The organism is Vibrio sp. 10N.247.310.17, assembly GCF_041466605.1.
GTDB classification, from domain to species: Bacteria; Pseudomonadota; Gammaproteobacteria; order Enterobacterales; family Vibrionaceae; genus Vibrio; species Vibrio tasmaniensis_A.
Genome location: NZ_JBFSTC010000108.1, coordinates 1 through 16,639, shown reverse-complemented (window position 1 = coordinate 16,639; position 16,639 = coordinate 1). Strand labels below are relative to the sequence as shown.

31 protein-coding genes are annotated in these 16,639 nt (G+C 44.8%); 2 read left to right on the top strand and 29 right to left on the bottom strand.

The genetic code is table 11. From position 1 onward, the window contains the following. Window positions 1-123 precede the first annotated feature (123 nt). Window positions 124-702 (bottom strand): LysM-like peptidoglycan-binding domain-containing protein, encoded by a 579-nt coding sequence (locus tag AB6D80_RS21750; RefSeq protein WP_372189572.1) that lies wholly within the window; start codon window positions 700-702, stop codon window positions 124-126. Window positions 703-915: 213 nt separating this feature from the next. Between AB6D80_RS21750 and AB6D80_RS21745 the strand changes: the two genes are divergently transcribed. After that, on the top strand, window positions 916-1,536 hold the full coding sequence (locus AB6D80_RS21745) for an FKBP-type peptidyl-prolyl cis-trans isomerase (protein ID WP_008220519.1): 621 nt from the start codon (window positions 916-918) through the stop codon (window positions 1,534-1,536). A 134-nt stretch (window positions 1,537-1,670) separates the two neighbouring features. Continuing rightward, on the top strand, window positions 1,671-2,177 hold the full coding sequence (locus tag AB6D80_RS21740; RefSeq protein WP_372189570.1) for a DUF2780 domain-containing protein: 507 nt from the start codon (window positions 1,671-1,673) through the stop codon (window positions 2,175-2,177). 264 nt (window positions 2,178-2,441) lie between these two features. On the opposite strand, the gene rplQ is transcribed toward AB6D80_RS21740, so the two are convergent. From rplQ to rpsJ, 28 genes are all read right to left on the bottom strand, one after another. Beyond that, a complete protein-coding gene (gene rplQ, locus AB6D80_RS21735) occupies window positions 2,442-2,822 on the bottom strand; it encodes a 50S ribosomal protein L17 (RefSeq protein WP_004729812.1) in 381 nt (126 codons plus the stop codon). 24 nt (window positions 2,823-2,846) lie between these two features. Continuing rightward, window positions 2,847-3,839, bottom strand: coding sequence for a DNA-directed RNA polymerase subunit alpha (locus AB6D80_RS21730; protein ID WP_004729813.1), 993 nt, complete (start codon window positions 3,837-3,839; stop codon window positions 2,847-2,849). A gap of 22 nt (window positions 3,840-3,861) precedes the next feature. Next, window positions 3,862-4,482, bottom strand: a complete 621-nt coding sequence (rpsD, locus tag AB6D80_RS21725; protein ID WP_004738777.1) for a 30S ribosomal protein S4 — start codon at window positions 4,480-4,482, stop codon at window positions 3,862-3,864. Window positions 4,483-4,513: 31 nt separating this feature from the next. Continuing rightward, window positions 4,514-4,903, bottom strand: coding sequence for a 30S ribosomal protein S11 (gene rpsK / locus AB6D80_RS21720; protein WP_004738778.1), 390 nt, complete (start codon window positions 4,901-4,903; stop codon window positions 4,514-4,516). 19 nt (window positions 4,904-4,922) lie between these two features. Beyond that, window positions 4,923-5,279 (bottom strand): 30S ribosomal protein S13, encoded by a 357-nt coding sequence (gene rpsM / locus AB6D80_RS21715; RefSeq protein ID WP_004738779.1) that lies wholly within the window; start codon window positions 5,277-5,279, stop codon window positions 4,923-4,925. A gap of 149 nt (window positions 5,280-5,428) precedes the next feature. Next, a complete protein-coding gene (gene rpmJ, locus AB6D80_RS21710) occupies window positions 5,429-5,542 on the bottom strand; it encodes a 50S ribosomal protein L36 (protein WP_000868186.1) in 114 nt (37 codons plus the stop codon). 41 nt (window positions 5,543-5,583) lie between these two features. Next, window positions 5,584-6,918: a preprotein translocase subunit SecY gene (gene secY, locus AB6D80_RS21705; protein ID WP_004736759.1), complete on the bottom strand. Its 1,335-nt coding sequence runs from the start codon at window positions 6,916-6,918 to the stop codon at window positions 5,584-5,586. Window positions 6,919-6,938: 20 nt separating this feature from the next. Further along, the gene (rplO, locus tag AB6D80_RS21700; protein WP_004736758.1) at window positions 6,939-7,373 is read right to left on the bottom strand and encodes a 50S ribosomal protein L15; all 435 of its coding nucleotides are present in this window, start codon (window positions 7,371-7,373) and stop codon (window positions 6,939-6,941) included. A 5-nt stretch (window positions 7,374-7,378) separates the two neighbouring features. Continuing rightward, on the bottom strand, window positions 7,379-7,555 hold the full coding sequence (rpmD, locus tag AB6D80_RS21695; RefSeq protein ID WP_004736756.1) for a 50S ribosomal protein L30: 177 nt from the start codon (window positions 7,553-7,555) through the stop codon (window positions 7,379-7,381). A gap of 7 nt (window positions 7,556-7,562) precedes the next feature. Further along, the gene (gene rpsE, locus AB6D80_RS21690; protein ID WP_004736754.1) at window positions 7,563-8,063 is read right to left on the bottom strand and encodes a 30S ribosomal protein S5; all 501 of its coding nucleotides are present in this window, start codon (window positions 8,061-8,063) and stop codon (window positions 7,563-7,565) included. Window positions 8,064-8,077: 14 nt separating this feature from the next. Beyond that, on the bottom strand, window positions 8,078-8,431 hold the full coding sequence (gene rplR, locus AB6D80_RS21685) for a 50S ribosomal protein L18 (protein ID WP_009847783.1): 354 nt from the start codon (window positions 8,429-8,431) through the stop codon (window positions 8,078-8,080). Between the two features lie 9 nt (window positions 8,432-8,440). Beyond that, a complete protein-coding gene (gene rplF, locus AB6D80_RS21680; protein ID WP_009847784.1) occupies window positions 8,441-8,974 on the bottom strand; it encodes a 50S ribosomal protein L6 in 534 nt (177 codons plus the stop codon). Between the two features lie 10 nt (window positions 8,975-8,984). Beyond that, on the bottom strand, window positions 8,985-9,377 hold the full coding sequence (gene rpsH / locus AB6D80_RS21675) for a 30S ribosomal protein S8 (RefSeq protein WP_009847785.1): 393 nt from the start codon (window positions 9,375-9,377) through the stop codon (window positions 8,985-8,987). A 29-nt stretch (window positions 9,378-9,406) separates the two neighbouring features. Further along, window positions 9,407-9,712 (bottom strand): 30S ribosomal protein S14, encoded by a 306-nt coding sequence (rpsN, locus tag AB6D80_RS21670; RefSeq protein ID WP_004736747.1) that lies wholly within the window; start codon window positions 9,710-9,712, stop codon window positions 9,407-9,409. Between the two features lie 16 nt (window positions 9,713-9,728). Further along, window positions 9,729-10,268: a 50S ribosomal protein L5 gene (gene rplE / locus AB6D80_RS21665; RefSeq protein ID WP_004736744.1), complete on the bottom strand. Its 540-nt coding sequence runs from the start codon at window positions 10,266-10,268 to the stop codon at window positions 9,729-9,731. A gap of 24 nt (window positions 10,269-10,292) precedes the next feature. After that, complete coding sequence (gene rplX / locus AB6D80_RS21660; RefSeq protein ID WP_004736742.1) at window positions 10,293-10,610, bottom strand: 50S ribosomal protein L24; 318 nt, start codon at window positions 10,608-10,610, stop codon at window positions 10,293-10,295. An 11-nt stretch (window positions 10,611-10,621) separates the two neighbouring features. Continuing rightward, window positions 10,622-10,993 (bottom strand): 50S ribosomal protein L14, encoded by a 372-nt coding sequence (rplN, locus tag AB6D80_RS21655; protein ID WP_004736740.1) that lies wholly within the window; start codon window positions 10,991-10,993, stop codon window positions 10,622-10,624. Between the two features lie 162 nt (window positions 10,994-11,155). Next, window positions 11,156-11,410, bottom strand: coding sequence for a 30S ribosomal protein S17 (gene rpsQ / locus AB6D80_RS21650; protein ID WP_004736739.1), 255 nt, complete (start codon window positions 11,408-11,410; stop codon window positions 11,156-11,158). Beyond that, window positions 11,410-11,601: a 50S ribosomal protein L29 gene (gene rpmC / locus AB6D80_RS21645; RefSeq protein ID WP_004736737.1), complete on the bottom strand. Its 192-nt coding sequence runs from the start codon at window positions 11,599-11,601 to the stop codon at window positions 11,410-11,412. The genes rpsQ and rpmC overlap by 1 nt, the downstream gene beginning before the upstream one ends. After that, complete coding sequence (rplP, locus tag AB6D80_RS21640; RefSeq protein ID WP_004736736.1) at window positions 11,601-12,011, bottom strand: 50S ribosomal protein L16; 411 nt, start codon at window positions 12,009-12,011, stop codon at window positions 11,601-11,603. The genes rpmC and rplP overlap by 1 nt, the downstream gene beginning before the upstream one ends. Window positions 12,012-12,022: 11 nt before the next feature. Then, window positions 12,023-12,721, bottom strand: a complete 699-nt coding sequence (rpsC, locus tag AB6D80_RS21635) for a 30S ribosomal protein S3 (RefSeq protein ID WP_004736734.1) — start codon at window positions 12,719-12,721, stop codon at window positions 12,023-12,025. 18 nt (window positions 12,722-12,739) lie between these two features. Further along, window positions 12,740-13,072, bottom strand: coding sequence for a 50S ribosomal protein L22 (gene rplV, locus AB6D80_RS21630; protein WP_004736732.1), 333 nt, complete (start codon window positions 13,070-13,072; stop codon window positions 12,740-12,742). A 10-nt stretch (window positions 13,073-13,082) separates the two neighbouring features. After that, complete coding sequence (gene rpsS, locus AB6D80_RS21625) at window positions 13,083-13,361, bottom strand: 30S ribosomal protein S19 (RefSeq protein ID WP_004736729.1); 279 nt, start codon at window positions 13,359-13,361, stop codon at window positions 13,083-13,085. Between the two features lie 19 nt (window positions 13,362-13,380). Then, on the bottom strand, window positions 13,381-14,205 hold the full coding sequence (gene rplB, locus AB6D80_RS21620; RefSeq protein ID WP_012604912.1) for a 50S ribosomal protein L2: 825 nt from the start codon (window positions 14,203-14,205) through the stop codon (window positions 13,381-13,383). A gap of 14 nt (window positions 14,206-14,219) precedes the next feature. Continuing rightward, window positions 14,220-14,522, bottom strand: a complete 303-nt coding sequence (gene rplW / locus AB6D80_RS21615; RefSeq protein ID WP_004736765.1) for a 50S ribosomal protein L23 — start codon at window positions 14,520-14,522, stop codon at window positions 14,220-14,222. Then, on the bottom strand, window positions 14,519-15,121 hold the full coding sequence (gene rplD, locus AB6D80_RS21610; protein ID WP_004736764.1) for a 50S ribosomal protein L4: 603 nt from the start codon (window positions 15,119-15,121) through the stop codon (window positions 14,519-14,521). The genes rplW and rplD overlap by 4 nt, the downstream gene beginning before the upstream one ends. Before the next feature lie 16 nt (window positions 15,122-15,137). Then, on the bottom strand, window positions 15,138-15,767 hold the full coding sequence (gene rplC / locus AB6D80_RS21605; RefSeq protein ID WP_004736763.1) for a 50S ribosomal protein L3: 630 nt from the start codon (window positions 15,765-15,767) through the stop codon (window positions 15,138-15,140). A gap of 14 nt (window positions 15,768-15,781) precedes the next feature. Then, a complete protein-coding gene (gene rpsJ, locus AB6D80_RS21600; protein WP_004736761.1) occupies window positions 15,782-16,093 on the bottom strand; it encodes a 30S ribosomal protein S10 in 312 nt (103 codons plus the stop codon). Between the last annotated feature and the right edge of the window lie 546 nt (window positions 16,094-16,639).

Genomic DNA, 16,639 nt, shown 5'->3' with positions numbered 1-16,639 from the left:
CAACGGTATGCTAAGAACAAAAATGCCGTTCACTCTTAAGTGAACGGCATTAGCTAATGCTTAGCTCTTTTCTATCGTTTATATGTGTCTGGTGAAGTGCTTTAACTCAGGTTCACTATTCATCTATTTACTGCGACCAAAGCCACCATCTGATAACCGGAAAAACATCACCGAAGTATTGCCTTTCTCAAGCTGAAGAATGTCTAGTTGCCCAGTCTCGGCTAGTTTGAATCGAACCAGCTGGCCTTTACGAATCTGGCTAAGCGGCTTGTCTGCACCTTCAATACGAACCAAAGCGTTAAGATCAGACAGCGGTAGATCATTATTTCGGAACACTTGAGCTAACGTATCTCCTTGCTTAACAAGATACTCTTGCCAACTGGTTGGCTCAGAAGAATTACTTTTAGCATTTTTCTGCTCGCTTAAGCCAACAGTATTTATCTCAAGCTCAACACGAGATGTTGCTGGTGCGTTGTCTACTTTAGGCTCTGGTAGCGGTGCAAACAATAAGATTAATATGATCGGCGAAATCACCATCAATAATTTCTGGTGTAATTTCGGCAATGATCCCCAAGTTTGCAATATTGAGGTTTTCATTTTCTTTAGATCGATCGAGCTTAGTTTCTCTTTGACCTGATTCAGTCGGTCCTTGAACTCTGCTAAGTGGTCTACTTTCTGTTTTTTCTTTTGACGACGATTCATGCCACTGCGTCCTATACATTGAATAACTACAGTATAAAAACCAAAGTACCAACAGTATAGATCTTTCCGCGACAACAGAGAGCAAAGCAAGAAAATTGACATAGCTGTGATTTGGACACGGTAAAGCGTAAGTGATCAGAGGCTAGCCGTTTATTCAGGCTGCTAATACTGGTATTCTTACCCTTTTCGTACTGACAAAAAGAGTGACTTTTCATGTCTGAAGTAAAATTTGAAACTGTAGAGCAAAAAGCTAGCTACGGTATCGGTCTACAAATGGGCCAACAACTTGCTGGTTCTGGTCTTGAAGGCCTAAACGTTGATGCAATCGCTGCTGGTATCGCAACAGCTCTAGTTGGCGACATGCCAGCTATCGAAGTTGACGAAATCAACAACGCACTACAAGAGCTACACACTCGTGGTGAAGCTGCACGTCAAGAACTAGCTAAAGCTGCTGCTGCTGACGGCGAAGCTTTCCTAGCTGACAACGCTCTTCGTTCAGAAGTTACAGTTCTTGAGTCTGGTCTTCAGTACGAAGTACTAACTGAAGGTACTGGCGAAATCCCAACTGCAGACAAGCAAGTGCGCGTTCACTACCACGGCGAACTAACTGACGGTACAGTTTTCGATAGCTCTGTATCTCGCGGTCAACCTGCTGAATTCCCAGTAACTGGCGTAATTCAAGGTTGGGTACAAGCTCTACAAATGATGCCTGTTGGCTCTAAGTGGAAGCTATACATCCCTCAAGATCTAGCATACGGTGAGCGTGGCGCAGGTGCTGCAATCCCACCATTTGCTGCTCTAGTATTCGAAGTAGAACTTCTAGCAATTCTTTAATTTCTATAAAAACCTTTAGTAAAACAAAAAACTATAGGTAAATTAGACTGAATTAGCTCAACGGCGATGTGACTACATCGCCGTTTTTCGTTTATAGTGAAAGAATAAATTACTTTATTACTTAAGGACGAATAATGAAGAAAGTACTCATCACCGTTTTAAGCAGCCTTGCTGTGGTATCTTGCGCTAGTACTAGCGAGTCAGAACAAGTTAGTTCAACTTCTGATATTAACTATTCCCAACTATCACAAACAGCCCTTATGACCGCTGTAGACATGTGGTCTCAAAAAAATGAAGCAACACCATTTACGAGCACCCTTGCTAATTCCCTAAGTGACAAAGAATCTGTAACAAATGAGCAAGCTATAGGTGGAGTAGGCTCCATGCTAGCTCTTGCCCAGAATACCCTTGATAACTTTGACAACCAAGAGCTCGAAATGCTTTTCCCTGGAATGTCGACGCTTGGTTCTACCGGTTTAACGTCAGTATTGGACTCAAAAACATCTGTTGAAAATGCATTTTCAGGATTAGGTATGGATTCATCAATGGTTGCTGCATTTGCACCAATCATTATTCAAGGGCTAGAGTCACAAGGCGCAACAAGCGGTCTCGTTGATTCACTCGAAGCTATTTGGCTGTAATAAGCAGTGATTAATAATTGATTTAAAATGCTTAAAGGGCGCTTCGGTGCTCTTTTTTGTGCGTTGAACAAAAGAGATACGAGATACGAGATACGAGATACGAGATACGAGATACGAGATACGAGATATTATTGAGAAATGGAGCAGAGAAGGTAAAGAAAAGTGCCAAATATCGTGGTGCAATTCTTATGTGGGTCTCCTAATTCTACAGATACAAAAAAGCCGAGCTAATGCTCGGCTTTTGTATTAAGAATCTAGTATAGATTACTCAGCAGCTTCTTCAGCAGCTGGGCGGTCTACAAGCTCAATGTAAGCCATTGGAGCTTTATCACCAGTACGGAAACCACATTTAAGAATGCGAGTGTAACCACCTTGGCGAGCCGCGAAACGCGGGCCTAGTTCATTAAATAGTTTTGCCACAACTTCGTTATCACGAGTGCGAGCAAATGCAAGACGACGGTTAGCAACACTGTCTGTCTTAGCTAGGGTAATCAATGGCTCAATTACGCGACGTAGTTCTTTTGCTTTAGGCACGGTAGTTTTAATAACTTCGTGACGAACAAGAGAGCTAGCCATGTTGCTGAACATCGCTTTGCGATGACTGCTGTTGCGGTTGAGTTGACGACCACTTTTACGATGGCGCATGACCTAATCCTTCTAACTTTTCGATTAATCTTCAGCGATTGACGCTGGTGGCCAGTTTTCTAGGCGCATGCCTAGAGAAAGACCACGTGAAGCAAGCACATCTTTAATCTCTGTAAGAGATTTCTTACCAAGGTTTGGCGTTTTAAGTAGCTCAACCTCAGTGCGCTGTACAAGATCACCGATGTAGTGAATCGCTTCTGCTTTCAAACAGTTAGCAGAGCGAACTGTTAGTTCAAGATCGTCTACAGGACGTAGTAGGATAGGATCGAATTCTGGCTTCTCTTCCTTCTCCTCAGGTACACGTACATCACGAAGATCTACGAACGCATCCAGTTGTTCAGCTAAAATAGTAGCTGCACGACGGATTGCTTCCTCAGGTTCTAGAGTACCGTTCGTTTCCATATCGATAACAAGCTTGTCTAAGTCAGTACGTTGTTCTACACGTGCCGCTTCAACAGCATAGGCGATTTTATCGACCGGGCTGTAAGTAGCGTCAACAAGTAGACGACCGATTGGACGCTCATCTTCTTCAGTATGGATACGAGCTGAAGCTGGAACGTAACCACGACCACGTTCTACTTTGATACGCATAGCGATCTCAGCGTTGTCATCCGTTAGGTGACAAATTACGTGCTCAGGGTTAGCGATCTCTACATCACCATCGTGGGTGATGTCACCTGCAACAACAGGGCCTGAGCCTGATTTGTTCAGTGTAATAAACACTTCATCTTTGCCTTCAGCAACGCGTACAGCTAAACCTTTAAGGTTTAGAAGGATTTCCAGGATATCTTCCTGAACGCCTTCTTTAGTGCTGTATTCGTGTAGCACACCTTCGATTTCAACTTCTGTTACGGCACAACCCGGCATAGAAGATAGAAGAATGCGGCGAAGAGCATTACCTAGAGTATGGCCGAAACCGCGCTCTAATGGCTCAAGAGTTACTTTCGCGTGTGTCGTATTGATCTGTTCAATGTCAACAAGACGCGGCTTAAGAAATTCTGTTACAGAACCCTGCATTGTGTCCTCTCTTTTTTTAACCTTACTTAGAGTAAAGTTCGACGATCAAGTGTTCATTGATGTCAGCTGATAGGTCAGAACGCTCAGGCATACGCTTGAATGTACCTTCCATTTTGCCAGCATCTACTTCAATCCAAGTTGGCTTTTCACGTTGTTCAGCAACTTCTAGAGCTGCTTTAATACGAGATTGCTGTTTAGCTTTCTCGCGGATAGAAACAACGTCGTTTGCCGCTACTTTGAAAGAAGGAACGTTTACAACTTTACCGTTAACTAGAATAGACTTATGGCTAACTAGTTGACGAGATTCAGCACGAGTAGCGCCAAAGCCCATACGGTAAACTACGTTATCAAGACGACCTTCAAGAAGCTGAAGCAGGTTTGCACCTGTGTTGCCTTTAAGACGTGCAGCTTCTTTGTAGTAGTTGCGGAATTGTTTTTCTAGAACGCCGTAAATACGACGAACTTTTTGCTTCTCACGAAGCTGAACGCCATACTCAGATAGACGACCGCGACGAGCGCCGTGTACACCTGGTGCGTTATCAATTTTACACTTGGTATCGATCGCACGGACACCAGACTTAAGGAATAAGTCAGTACCTTCGCGACGGCTAAGCTTCAGCTTAGGACCCAAATATCTTGCCATGATCTTTCTCCAATATTCCTAGAAACGAAACTTAAACGCGACGTTTCTTAGGTGGACGACAACCGTTATGAGGGATTGGTGTCGCATCAACAATGTTAGTGATACGGAAACCAGCAGCGTTCAGTGCACGAACAGTAGATTCGCGACCTGGACCTGGACCCTTAACCATAACTTCCAAGTTCTTTAGGCCATATTCTTTAGCCATTTCACCACAACGCTCAGCTGCAACTTGTGCTGCGAACGGAGTAGATTTACGAGAACCACGGAAACCTGAACCACCTGCTGTAGCCCATGCAAGAGCGTTGCCTTGACGGTCAGTGATAGTTACGATTGTGTTGTTGAAAGAAGCATGAATGTGCGCTACGCCATCAGCTACTTGCTTGCGTACGCGCTTACGCGCGCGAGTTGGTTGTTTTGCCATTGTACTCTACCTTATCCGACTATTTCTTGATCGGCTTGCGCGGACCCTTACGGGTGCGAGCGTTGGTTTTAGTACGCTGTCCACGTAGTGGTAGACTGCGACGATGACGAAGACCGCGGTAACAGCCAAGGTCCATAAGACGCTTGATGTTCATCGATACTTCACGACGTAGATCACCTTCTACAGTGTATTTAGCTACACCATCACGCAGTTGATCGATCTGCTCTTCAGTTAGTTCACTGATCTTAGCATCTTCAGCAATACCCACTTCAGCTAGAATAGCTTGAGAGCGAGTTTTGCCAATACCGTAGATTGCAGTAAGTGCAATTACAGAATGCTTATGATCAGGAATGTTAATGCCGGCTATACGGGCCATTATTCACTCCTAAGGGGGTTCATAAAAGAATTATCCGCAGCAAAGCCCGTTATGGATACGCTGCGGCATACTACTTCTTTTGCACGCAAAAGGTAGGCCGAGGAATATACTCGACTCTACCTAGTATTTCAAGTAAAAATTTCTGCTGATTAGCCTTGGCGTTGCTTATGCTTTGGCTCACTGCAAATCACGCGAACGACACCGTTACGCTTGATAACTTTACAGTTACGGCAGATTTTTTTAACGGAAGCACGAACTTTCATTGCTAAACTCCGTAAATGGAATCGAAATAATTACTACCGAATTAACGGCCGTAACCTTTCAGATTCGCTTTCTTTAACACAGAATCATACTGTTGTGACATCAGATGAGTCTGTACCTGTGCCATGAAATCCATGATAACTACCACTACGATTAGTAGTGATGTGCCGCCGAAGTAGAAACGAACGTTCCACGCGACCATCATGAATTCAGGAATCAGACATATAAAAGTAATGTATAGAGCGCCCGCAAGGGTTAGCCTAGTCATCACTTTATCGATATATTTCGCTGTCTGCTCACCTGGGCGGATACCGGGTACGAATGCACCAGACTTCTTCAAATTATCAGCTGTTTCACGCGGGTTAAACACCAACGCTGTATAGAAGAAACAGAAGAAGATTATAGCTGCTGCATAAAGCATTACATACAAAGGTTGACCTGGGCTAAGAGCTAATGACACGTCAGTTAACCAACCGAACGCGCTGCTTTCACCATTTTGACCAAACCATTGTGCTAATGTTCCTGGGAACAAAATAATACTTGATGCAAAAATCGCTGGAATAACACCTGCCATATTAATCTTAAGAGGCAAGTGAGAGCTTTGAGCTGCAAAAACTTTACGACCTTGTTGACGCTTCGCATAGTTAACGACGATACGACGTTGACCACGTTCCATGAAAACTACGAAGTAAATTACAGCAAAAGACAATACCGCGATAAACAACAGAAGAAGCACATGCAATTCACCTTGACGCGCTTGCTCGATTGTTTGACCGATTGCAGAAGGCAATCCAGCAACAATACCTGCAAAAATCAGAATGGAAATACCATTACCGATTCCTCGCTCAGTGATTTGTTCACCTAACCACATCAAAAACATGGTACCAGTTACTAAACTCACGGTAGCAATAAGCGTAAACATGGTTTGGTTGATAACAACCAGATTGTCGACCATGTTTGGTAAGCCTGTTGCGATACCAATAGCTTGGAATGTTGCAAGTACAAGCGTGCCGTAGCGTGTATATTGGCTTATCTTACGACGGCCTGCTTCACCCTCTTTTTTGAGTTCCGCTAACGCTGGATGAACTACAGTTAGCAATTGGACTACGATCGATGCCGAAATGTACGGCATGATACCCAATGCTAATATAGATGCACGCTCAAGAGCACCACCGGAGAACATGTTAAACATTTCTACGATGGTACCTTTTTGCTGATCGAACAAATCGGCAAGTACAGCTGCGTCAATACCAGGGATCGGCACAAAAGAGCCGGCTCGGAATACTAAAAGTGCACCAATTACGAATAATAAGCGCGACTTTAGTTCACTTAAGCCGCTCTGAGCACTACGAAAATCTTTTCCTGGTTTCTTAGCCATCTGTACCTCGTTCCTCGAGATTATTCCTCGATTTTACCGCCTGCAGCTTCGATTGCAGCTTTAGCGCCTTTAGTCACGCGTAGACCTTTAACAGTCACAGCTTTGCTTAGGTCACCAGAAAGAACGATCTTAACAAACTCGATGTTCTTAGTGATAACGTTAGCAGCTTTAAGGCTGTTAAGATCAACTACGTCACCTGTTACTTTCGCTAGCTCAGCTAGACGAACTTCAGCAGACACTAGGCTCTTACGAGAAGTGAAACCGAATTTAGGTAGACGTTGTTTTAGAGGCATTTGACCGCCTTCAAAACCTGGACGAACAGAGCCGCCAGAACGTGACTTTTGACCTTTGTGACCGCGGCCACCTGTTTTACCAAGGCCAGAACCGATACCACGACCTACACGCTTCTTAGAAGGTTTAGAGCCAGCAGCCGGTGATAGAGTATTCAAACGCATTCTGATTACTCCTCAATCTTAACCATGTAGTAAACCTTGTTGATCATACCGCGTACGCACGGAGTATCTTCAAGTTCTACTGTATGGTTGATGCGACGAAGACCTAGACCTTTAAGACACGCTTTGTGCTTAGGTAGGCGACCAATTGAGCTTTTAGTTTGAGTTACTTTAATAGTTGCCATCGTGTGCTTACTCCGAAATAGATTCAACAGTTAGACCACGTTTAGCAGCAACCATTTCTGGTGACTTAACGTCTACTAGAGCACCAATCGTTGCGCGAACAACGTTGATTGGGTTCGTTGAACCGTATGCTTTAGAAAGAACGTTATGTACGCCTGCAACTTCAAGTACGGCACGCATTGCACCACCGGCAATAACACCTGTACCTTCAGCAGCTGGCTGCATGTAAACTTTAGAGCCCGAATGACGACCTTTCACCGGGTGGTGAAGAGTGCCTTCGTTAAGCGCAACAGTAACCATGTTACGACGCGCTTTTTCCATTGCTTTTTGAATCGCTGCAGGTACTTCACGAGCTTTGCCGTAACCGAAACCTACGCGACCATTACCGTCACCAACTACTGTTAGTGCAGTGAAGCTCATGATTCGACCACCTTTAACCGTCTTAGATACACGGTTAACAGCGATCAGCTTTTCTTGCAAATCATTAGCTTGTTGTTGTTCTTTAGCCATCTTCCAACCCTACCTTAGAATTTCAGACCAGCTTCGCGAGCAGATTCTGCTAGCGCCGCTACTCGACCGTGGTATTGGAAACCAGAACGGTCAAATGCAACTGAAGCTACGCCTTTTTCAAGAGCGCGCTCAGCAACAGCTTTACCAACTGCTTTAGCTGCATCGACGTTACCAGTGTTCTTAACTTGCTCACGGATCGCTTTTTCTACAGTAGAAGCAGCTGCGATAACCTCAGAGCCGTTTGCCGAGATAACTTGAGCGTAAACATGGCGAGGAGTACGATGTACTACCAGGCGAGTTGCACCAAGTTCTGCAATCTTACGACGTGCACGTGTAGCACGACGGATGCGAGATGCTTTCTTATCCATAGTGATACCTTACTTCTTCTTAGCTTCTTTAGTACGCACATTTTCATCTGCGTAACGAACACCTTTGCCTTTGTAAGGCTCAGGAGCACGGTAAGAACGAATGTCAGCCGCAACTTGACCTACTACTTGCTTATCGCAACCAGTAATAACGATCTCAGTTTGGCTAGGGCACTCAGCTTTAATACCTTCAGGTAGAGCGTGCTCTACTGGGTGAGAAAAACCAAGAGTTAGACCTACAGCGTTGCCTTTCATAGCAGCACGGTAACCAACACCCTTAAGAGTTAGCTTCTTAGTGAAGCCCTCAGTAACACCCACAACCATGTTATTAACTAGAGCGCGAGCTGTACCAGCTTGTGCCCATGCGTTAGTAACACCTTCTTTCGGACCGAAAGTTAGGTTGTTTTCTTCCTGTGCAATAACTACGGCGCTGTTAAGAACGCGAGTAAGCTCACCTTTGCTACCTTTTACAGTAACTTCTTGGCCGTTTAGTTTCACCTCTACGCCAGCTGGAATAGCGACAGGTGCTTTAGCAACACGAGACATAATCTACTCCTTAAGCTACGTAACAGATGATTTCACCGCCAAGACCTGCTTTACGAGCAGCACGGTCAGACATCAGACCCTTGGAAGTAGAAACAACTGCAATACCAAGACCACCCATCACTGTAGGTAAAGAGTCTTTATTTTTATAAACTCTTAGACCAGGACGTGATACGCGCTTGATTTGCTCGATTACAGGTTTAGCTTGGAAGTACTTAAGAGTAACTTCTAGCTCAGGTTTTGCTTCGCTGTCAACAGCGAAGTCTACGATGTAACCTTCAGCTTTAAGTAATGCAGCAATTGCAACTTTAAGCTTTGAAGAAGGCATTTTTACAGCAACTTTATTTGCTGCCTGACCGTTACGAACGCGGGTCAGCATATCCGAAATCGGATCTTGCATGCTCATAAGATTTACTCCAAATGATTAAGTGGCAATTACCAGCTAGCCTTACGAAGACCCGGAATCTCGCCTTTCATGCAAGCTTCGCGAACCTTAATACGGCTTAGACCGAATTTACGTAGGTAACCGTGTGGACGACCAGTTTGGTTGCAACGGTTGCGCTGACGTGATGCACTTGAATCACGTGGAAGAGATTGCAGTTTAAGAACCGCATTCCAACGATCTTCTTCAGATGCGTTTACATCGCTAATGATAACTTTTAGCGCAGAACGCTTTTCAGCGAACTTAACTACTAGTTTTGCACGTTTAGCTTCACGTGCTTTCATTGATTGTTTAGCCATAACAGTAACCCTACCCTTACTTACGGAATGGGAAGTTAAAGGCAGCCAGCAGAGCTCGGCCTTCCTCATCGGATCCCGCAGATGTCGTGATAGTAATATCAAGACCGCGGACACGATCGACTTTATCGTAGTCGATTTCCGGAAAGATGATTTGCTCGCGAACGCCCATGCTGTAGTTACCGCGTCCGTCAAAAGACTTAGCGCTAACACCACGGAAATCACGTACACGTGGAAGTGCGATAGAGATTAAACGCTCTAAAAATTCCCACATGCGCTCACCACGCAAGGTTACTTTACAACCAATTGGGTAGCCTTCACGAATTTTGAAACCAGCTACAGATTTACGCGCTTTCGTGATAAGAGGCTTTTGACCAGAGATCGTTGCCATATCAGATGCTGCGTTTTCTAGCAGTTTCTTATCGTTGATTGCTTCACCAACGCCCATGTTTAGGGTGATTTTCTCAATCCTAGGGACTTGCATGACGCTTGTGTAGCTGAACTCTTTGGTAAGCTCAGCGACTACAGACGACTTGTAGTAATCATGCAGTTTCGCCATAGTAGAACTCCAAATTACTTCTAATTAGTTAGAAACAGTTTCGCCGTTAGATTTGAAGAAACGAACTTTCTTGCCATCTTCGATACGGAAACCGATACGGTCTGCTTTACCAGTAGCCGCGTTAAAGACTGCAACGTTAGAAGCATCAATAGCTGCTTCTTGTTCAACGATGCCACCTTGTTGACCTAGAGCCGGAACCGGCTTTTGGTGTTTTTTAACAAGATTGATGCCTTCAACAACAACTTTACCAGTTGTCAGAACCTTAGTTACTTTACCTTTCTTGCCTTTATCTTTACCAGCAAGAATGATTACTTCGTCATTACGACGGATTTTAGCTGCCATGTTGCCGCTCCTTACAGAACTTCAGGTGCAAGTGATACAATCTTCATGAATTTCGCGTTACGAAGTTCACGAGTCACAGGACCAAAGATACGTGTGCCGACTGGTTGCTCAGTAGTGTCATTTAACAATACACAAGCATTACTGTCGAAGCGAATGACAGAACCGTCTGGGCGACGAACGCCTTTACGGGTGCGCACTACTACCGCCTTCAGAACATCACCTTTCTTTACTTTACCGCGAGGAATCGCTTCCTTCACTGTAACCTTGATGACGTCACCGATATGTGCATAACGGCGGTGAGAGCCACCCAGAACCTTAATACACATTACCTTGCGCGCGCCAGAGTTATCTGCTGCGTCAAGTGTACTTTGCATCTGGATCATTGTTAGTGCTCCGCTAAATATTAAAACTAGACCCTCTCGGGTCGGGCTGCCTCTTTAAAAGGGACGCGAATTGTACCACCCTTTTTTTAAATTGGGTAGACAAAAAACAAGCGGCTCCAAAAAATTATTTGGAGCCGCTTATAAGTTATAGAATTACAAAGATTAAATCTTCGCTTTTTCTAGAACTTTAACCAATGTCCAAGACTTAGTCTTAGACAGAGGACGACACTCAGCGATTTCAACTTTGTCGCCTAGGCCACAAGTGTTGTCTTCGTCGTGTGCGTGTACTTTAGTCGTGCGTTTGATGAACTTACCGTAAATCGGGTGTTTTACAGTACGCTCAATAGCAACAACGATAGACTTGTCCATCTTGTCACTTACTACACGGCCTTGCTGGATGCGGTTAGTTTCGCTCATTATGCGCCTGCCTTTTCAGTCAAAACAGTTTTCACACGTGCGATGTCACGGCGTACAGCTTTTAGAGTATGAGTTTGCTGTAGTTGACCAGTTGCAGCTTGCATGCGCAAGTTGAACTGTTCACGTAGCAAATTCAATAGCTCAGCGTTAAGCTCTTCAACGTTCTTTTCGCGTAGATCTTGTGCTTTCATCACATCACCTGCTTAGTTACAAAAGTAGTTTTAACAGGCAGTTTACGTGCCGCTAGGCGGAACGCTTCACGTGCCAACTCTTCAGGTACGCCATTCATCTCGTACATAACTTTGCCTGGTTGGATTTGAGCAACCCAGTACGCAACTGAACCTTTACCTTTACCTTGACGAACTTCAAGAGGCTTTTCAGTAATCGGTTTGTCTGGGAACACACGGATCCAGATTTGACCTTGACGCTTAATGTGACGTGTCATAGCACGACGTGCCGCTTCGATTTGACGTGCAGTCAGGCGACCACGGCCAACAGCTTTAAGACCGAATTCGCCGAAGCTTACTTCAGTACCTTTAGCTAGACCACGGTTACGACCAGTCATAACCTTGCGGAACTTAGTACGTTTTGGTTGTAGCATCGTTCGACTCCTTACTTACGGCCTTTACGCTGCTTCTTAGGCTTATCGCCTTTTGGCTCTACTGCGTTAGCAGCTGGCATACCGCCTAGAATCTCACCTTTGAAGATCCAAACTTTAATGCCGATCACACCGTATTGAGTGTGAGCCGAAGAAGTTGCGTAATCAATGTCTGCACGTAGAGTGTGTAGAGGCACACGGCCTTCACGGTACCACTCTGAACGTGCGATTTCAGCACCGCCAAGACGGCCGCCTACTTGTACTTTGATGCCTTTAGCGCCTAGACGCATAGCATTTTGTACCGCACGCTTCATTGCACGACGGAACATAACACGACGCTCTAGTTGAGACGCGATGCTATCAGCTACAAGCTGACCATCTAGCTCAGGCTTACGTACTTCAGCGATGTTAATTTGCGCTGGTACACCTGCGATTTTAGCTACAGCTGCGCGTAGCTTCTCTACGTCTTCACCTTTCTTACCGATAACAACGCCAGGACGAGCTGTGTGAATAGTCACACGGATGCTCTTCGCTGGACGCTCGATAACGATACGAGATAATGATGCTTTTTGTAGTTCCTTGGTAAGGAACTGACGTACCTTGAAGTCGCCGTCTAGGTTGTCAGCGAATTCGTTGGTATTAGCAAACCATGTAGCATTCCAAGGCTTGACGATGCCAAGACGAATACCATTAGGATGTACTTTCTGACCCATTGCTTACTCTCCTAGTCTTTAGCGATCTGCTACAACAATAGTGATGTGGCTTGAACGCTTCAAGATACGATCCGCACGACCTTTAGCACGAGGCATAATACGCTTCATGATAGGGCCCTCATCTACGAAGATTTTAGCGACATTTAGATCGTCGATATCTGCACCTTCGTTATGTTCCGCGTTAGCGATAGCTGACTCAAGAACTTTCTTAACTAAAACAGCAGCTTTTTTGTTGCTGAAAGTTAGAATTTCTAGAGCCTGGTCTACCGACTTACCGCGAATTTGGTCTGCAACTAAGCGAGCTTTCTGTGGAGAAATACGAGCAAAGTTATGTTTAGCTAAAGCTTCCATCATCTACTCCTTATTTCTTCTTAGCTTTCTTATCTGCAGCATGACCGCGATAAGTACGAGTTGGTGCAAATTCGCCTAGTTTGTGACCGATCATTTCTTCGGTAACGAAAACTGGGACGTGCTGACGACCATTATGGACAGCGATGGTCAAACCAATCATTGTTGGGATGATCATTGAGCGACGGGACCAAGTCTTAATAGGCTTTTTGTCTCCGCTTTCCACCGCTTTCTCTACCTTCTTCAGCAAGTGTAGGTCAATAAAAGGACCTTTCTTGAGAGAACGTGGCATGGCGATTCCTCTTTATAAATTATTTAGTGCGACGACGTACGATGTACTTGTCAGTGCGCTTGTTCTTACGAGTCTTGAAGCCCTTAGTAGGAACGCCCCAAGGAGAAACTGGGTGACGACCACCAGATGTGCGGCCTTCACCACCACCATGTGGGTGATCCACCGGGTTCATTACTACACCACGTACGGTTGGACGTACGCCGCGCCAGCGTGAAGCACCAGCTTTACCAAGTTCACGTAGCATATGCTCAGAGTTACCAACTTCACCGATCGTTGCACGACCTTCAGAAAGAACTTTGCGCATTTCACCAGAACGTAGACGGATAGTTACGTATGCACCATCGCGAGCGATGATTTGAGCATAAGCACCAGCCGAACGAGCTAGTTGTGCACCTTTACCAGGCTTAAGTTCAACACAGTGTACAGTAGAACCTACTGGGATGTTGCGCATCGGCAGAGTGTTACCTGCTTTGATTGCAGCATCTACGCCAGATTGAATCTGGTCGCCTGCGTTAACACCTTTAGGTGCAATGATGTAACGACGCTCACCGTCTGCGTACAGAACTAGAGCGATGTTAGCACTACGGTTTGGATCGTATTCTAGACGCTCAACTTTCGCTGGGATGCCATCTTTAGTACGTTTGAAGTCAACCAGACGGTAATGGTGTTTATGACCACCACCGATGTGACGTACTGTAATACGACCGTTGTTGTTACGACCACCGTTCTTAGAGTTTTTCTCTAGAAGTGGTGCGTATGGCTTACCCTTGTGCAGGTCAGCGTTAACAACTTTAACGACGTGACGACGACCAGGGGAAGTCGGCTTACATTTAACAATAGCCATTTTTACTACTCCTGTTATTCCGCGCCGCCAACGAAGTCAAGATCTTGACCTTCTTTCAAAGTAACGTAGGCTTTCTTAACGTCTGAACGACGGCCTTCACGCATACCTTGACGTTTGGTCTTACCCTTTAATACAAGAGTATTTACAGACTTAACTTCAACTTCAAATAGCTTTTCTACAGCTGCTTTGATCTCTTTCTTAGTTGCATCTTTAGCTACTTTGAAAACGATAGTGTTCGCTTTCTCAGCTGCCATAGTTGCTTTTTCAGAGATGTGCGGAGCACGTAGAACTTTTAAGATACGCTCTTCAGTGATCATGCTAGCATCTCCTCAACTTGCTTAACTGCATCAGCAGTCATCAGAACCTTGTCGAAAGCGATTAGTGATACTGGATCAACACCAGCAACATCACGTGCATCTACTTTGTATAGGTTACGAGCAGCTAAGAATAGATTTTCATCTACTTCGCCAGTCACAATCAGAACGTCATTTAGCTCAAGCTCTTTAAGCTTAGCTACAAGTTCTTTTGTTTTTGGTGCTTCTACAGAGAAGTTATCAACAACGATTAGACGCTCTTGACGAATCAACTCAGAAAGAATGCTTTTCATAGCACCGCGGTACATTTTCTTGTTAACTTTTTGGCTGTGATCTTGTGGTTTCGCAGCAAAAGTAACACCACCTGTACGCCAGATTGGGCTACGAATTGTACCAGCACGTGCACGGCCAGTACCTTTTTGGCGCCATGGCTTAGCACCGCCGCCTGATACTTCAGAACGAGTCTTTTGAGCACGAGTACCTTGACGAGCACCTGCTGCATACGCAACAACTACTTGGTGTACTAGAGCTTCGTTAAAGTCACGTCCGAAAGTAGTCTCGGAAACAGTTAGTGCATCAGCACCTTTAACCATCAATTCCATTACTTACTCCTAGACGTTATGCTTTAACAGCAGGTTTTACGATCACGTTACCGCCTGTTGAGCCTGGTACTGCACCTTTAATAAGGAGTAGATTGCGCTCAGCGTCAACACGTACGATCTCTAGGTTTTGAGTCGTTACACGCTCAGCACCCATGTGACCTGCCATTTTCTTGCCTTTAAACACGCGGCCTGGAGTTTGACATTGGCCAATTGAACCCGGTGCGCGGTGAGACAAAGAGTTACCGTGAGTCATATCTTGAGTAGAGAAGTTCCAACGCTTGATAGCGCCTTGGAAGCCTTTACCTTTAGATGTACCAGTAACGTCTACTTTTTTAATTTCGTTGAAAAGTTCTACGTTTAGCTCAGCGCCAACTTCAAACTCTTCGCCGTTTTCTAAACGGAATTCCCAAAGACCGCGACCTGCTTCAACACCCGCTTTCGCGAAGTGACCAGCTTCAGGTTTAGTTACACGGTTAGCTTTCTTAGCACCAGTAGTTACTTGGATTGCTGCGTAGCCGTCTGTCTCAAGAGTTTTAACTTGAGAAATACGGTTCGCTTCAACCTCAACAACAGTTACTGGGATAGAAACGCCTTCTTCAGTAAATACGCGGGTCATACCCACTTTACGTCCGACTAGACCAATCATTATTCTTATCTCCCTTAACCTAGGCTGATTTGAACATCAACGCCAGCTGCAAGATCAAGACGCATTAGAGCATCAACAGTTTTATCTGTTGGCTCAACGATGTCGATCAAACGCTTGTGAGTACGAATTTCGTACTGATCACGTGCATCTTTGTTGACGTGTGGAGAGGTAAGAACAGTGAAACGCTCTTTACGAGTAGGAAGTGGAATAGGACCACGAACCTGTGCGCCAGTACGTTTTGCTGTTTCAACGATTTCCGCAGTTGAAGCATCGATTAGCTTGTAATCAAACGCTTTAAGGCGGATACGAATACGTTGGTTCTGCATGAGACAGAGCTCCAATTATTAAAAATTACACAAACAATATCGCCACTCAAGCTCGAAAGAACGAGAGAATGCCGATTGATTTATGTGAAACCGTAGCATCCAAGATTAGGACGCATTGTCAGTTAACTTTTGAAGTAAACACAAGGTTTACTATTTTTATTAACCGCGAACATAAGCTGAGTATACATTACTAGGTAAGACCTACTCCTCAGTGCTCATTGGTTCACAAACCGGCGTTAGCCAGTGCGATGCATTATACAGATCACGTTTTAGTATGCAAGTGGTGTTGGAAAAATAATCGGAATATATTTGTGCAGAGCATTCGAAGAAAAGTTGTGTAACAAAAGTAGAACGACAAGGAACGGGGATTATACTAAGGGAAAGCAAAAAAAGTGGTGGAAAGTGGAAAAATAAAAGGGAAGCCGAAGCTTCCCTTTTCTTATGCAGTTCTTCTAATGAAGAGTGTGCAAAAATCTAAATGCTATTAAGCGAAGATTTTAGCTACAACACCAGCACCAACTGTACGGCCACCTTCGCGGATTGCGA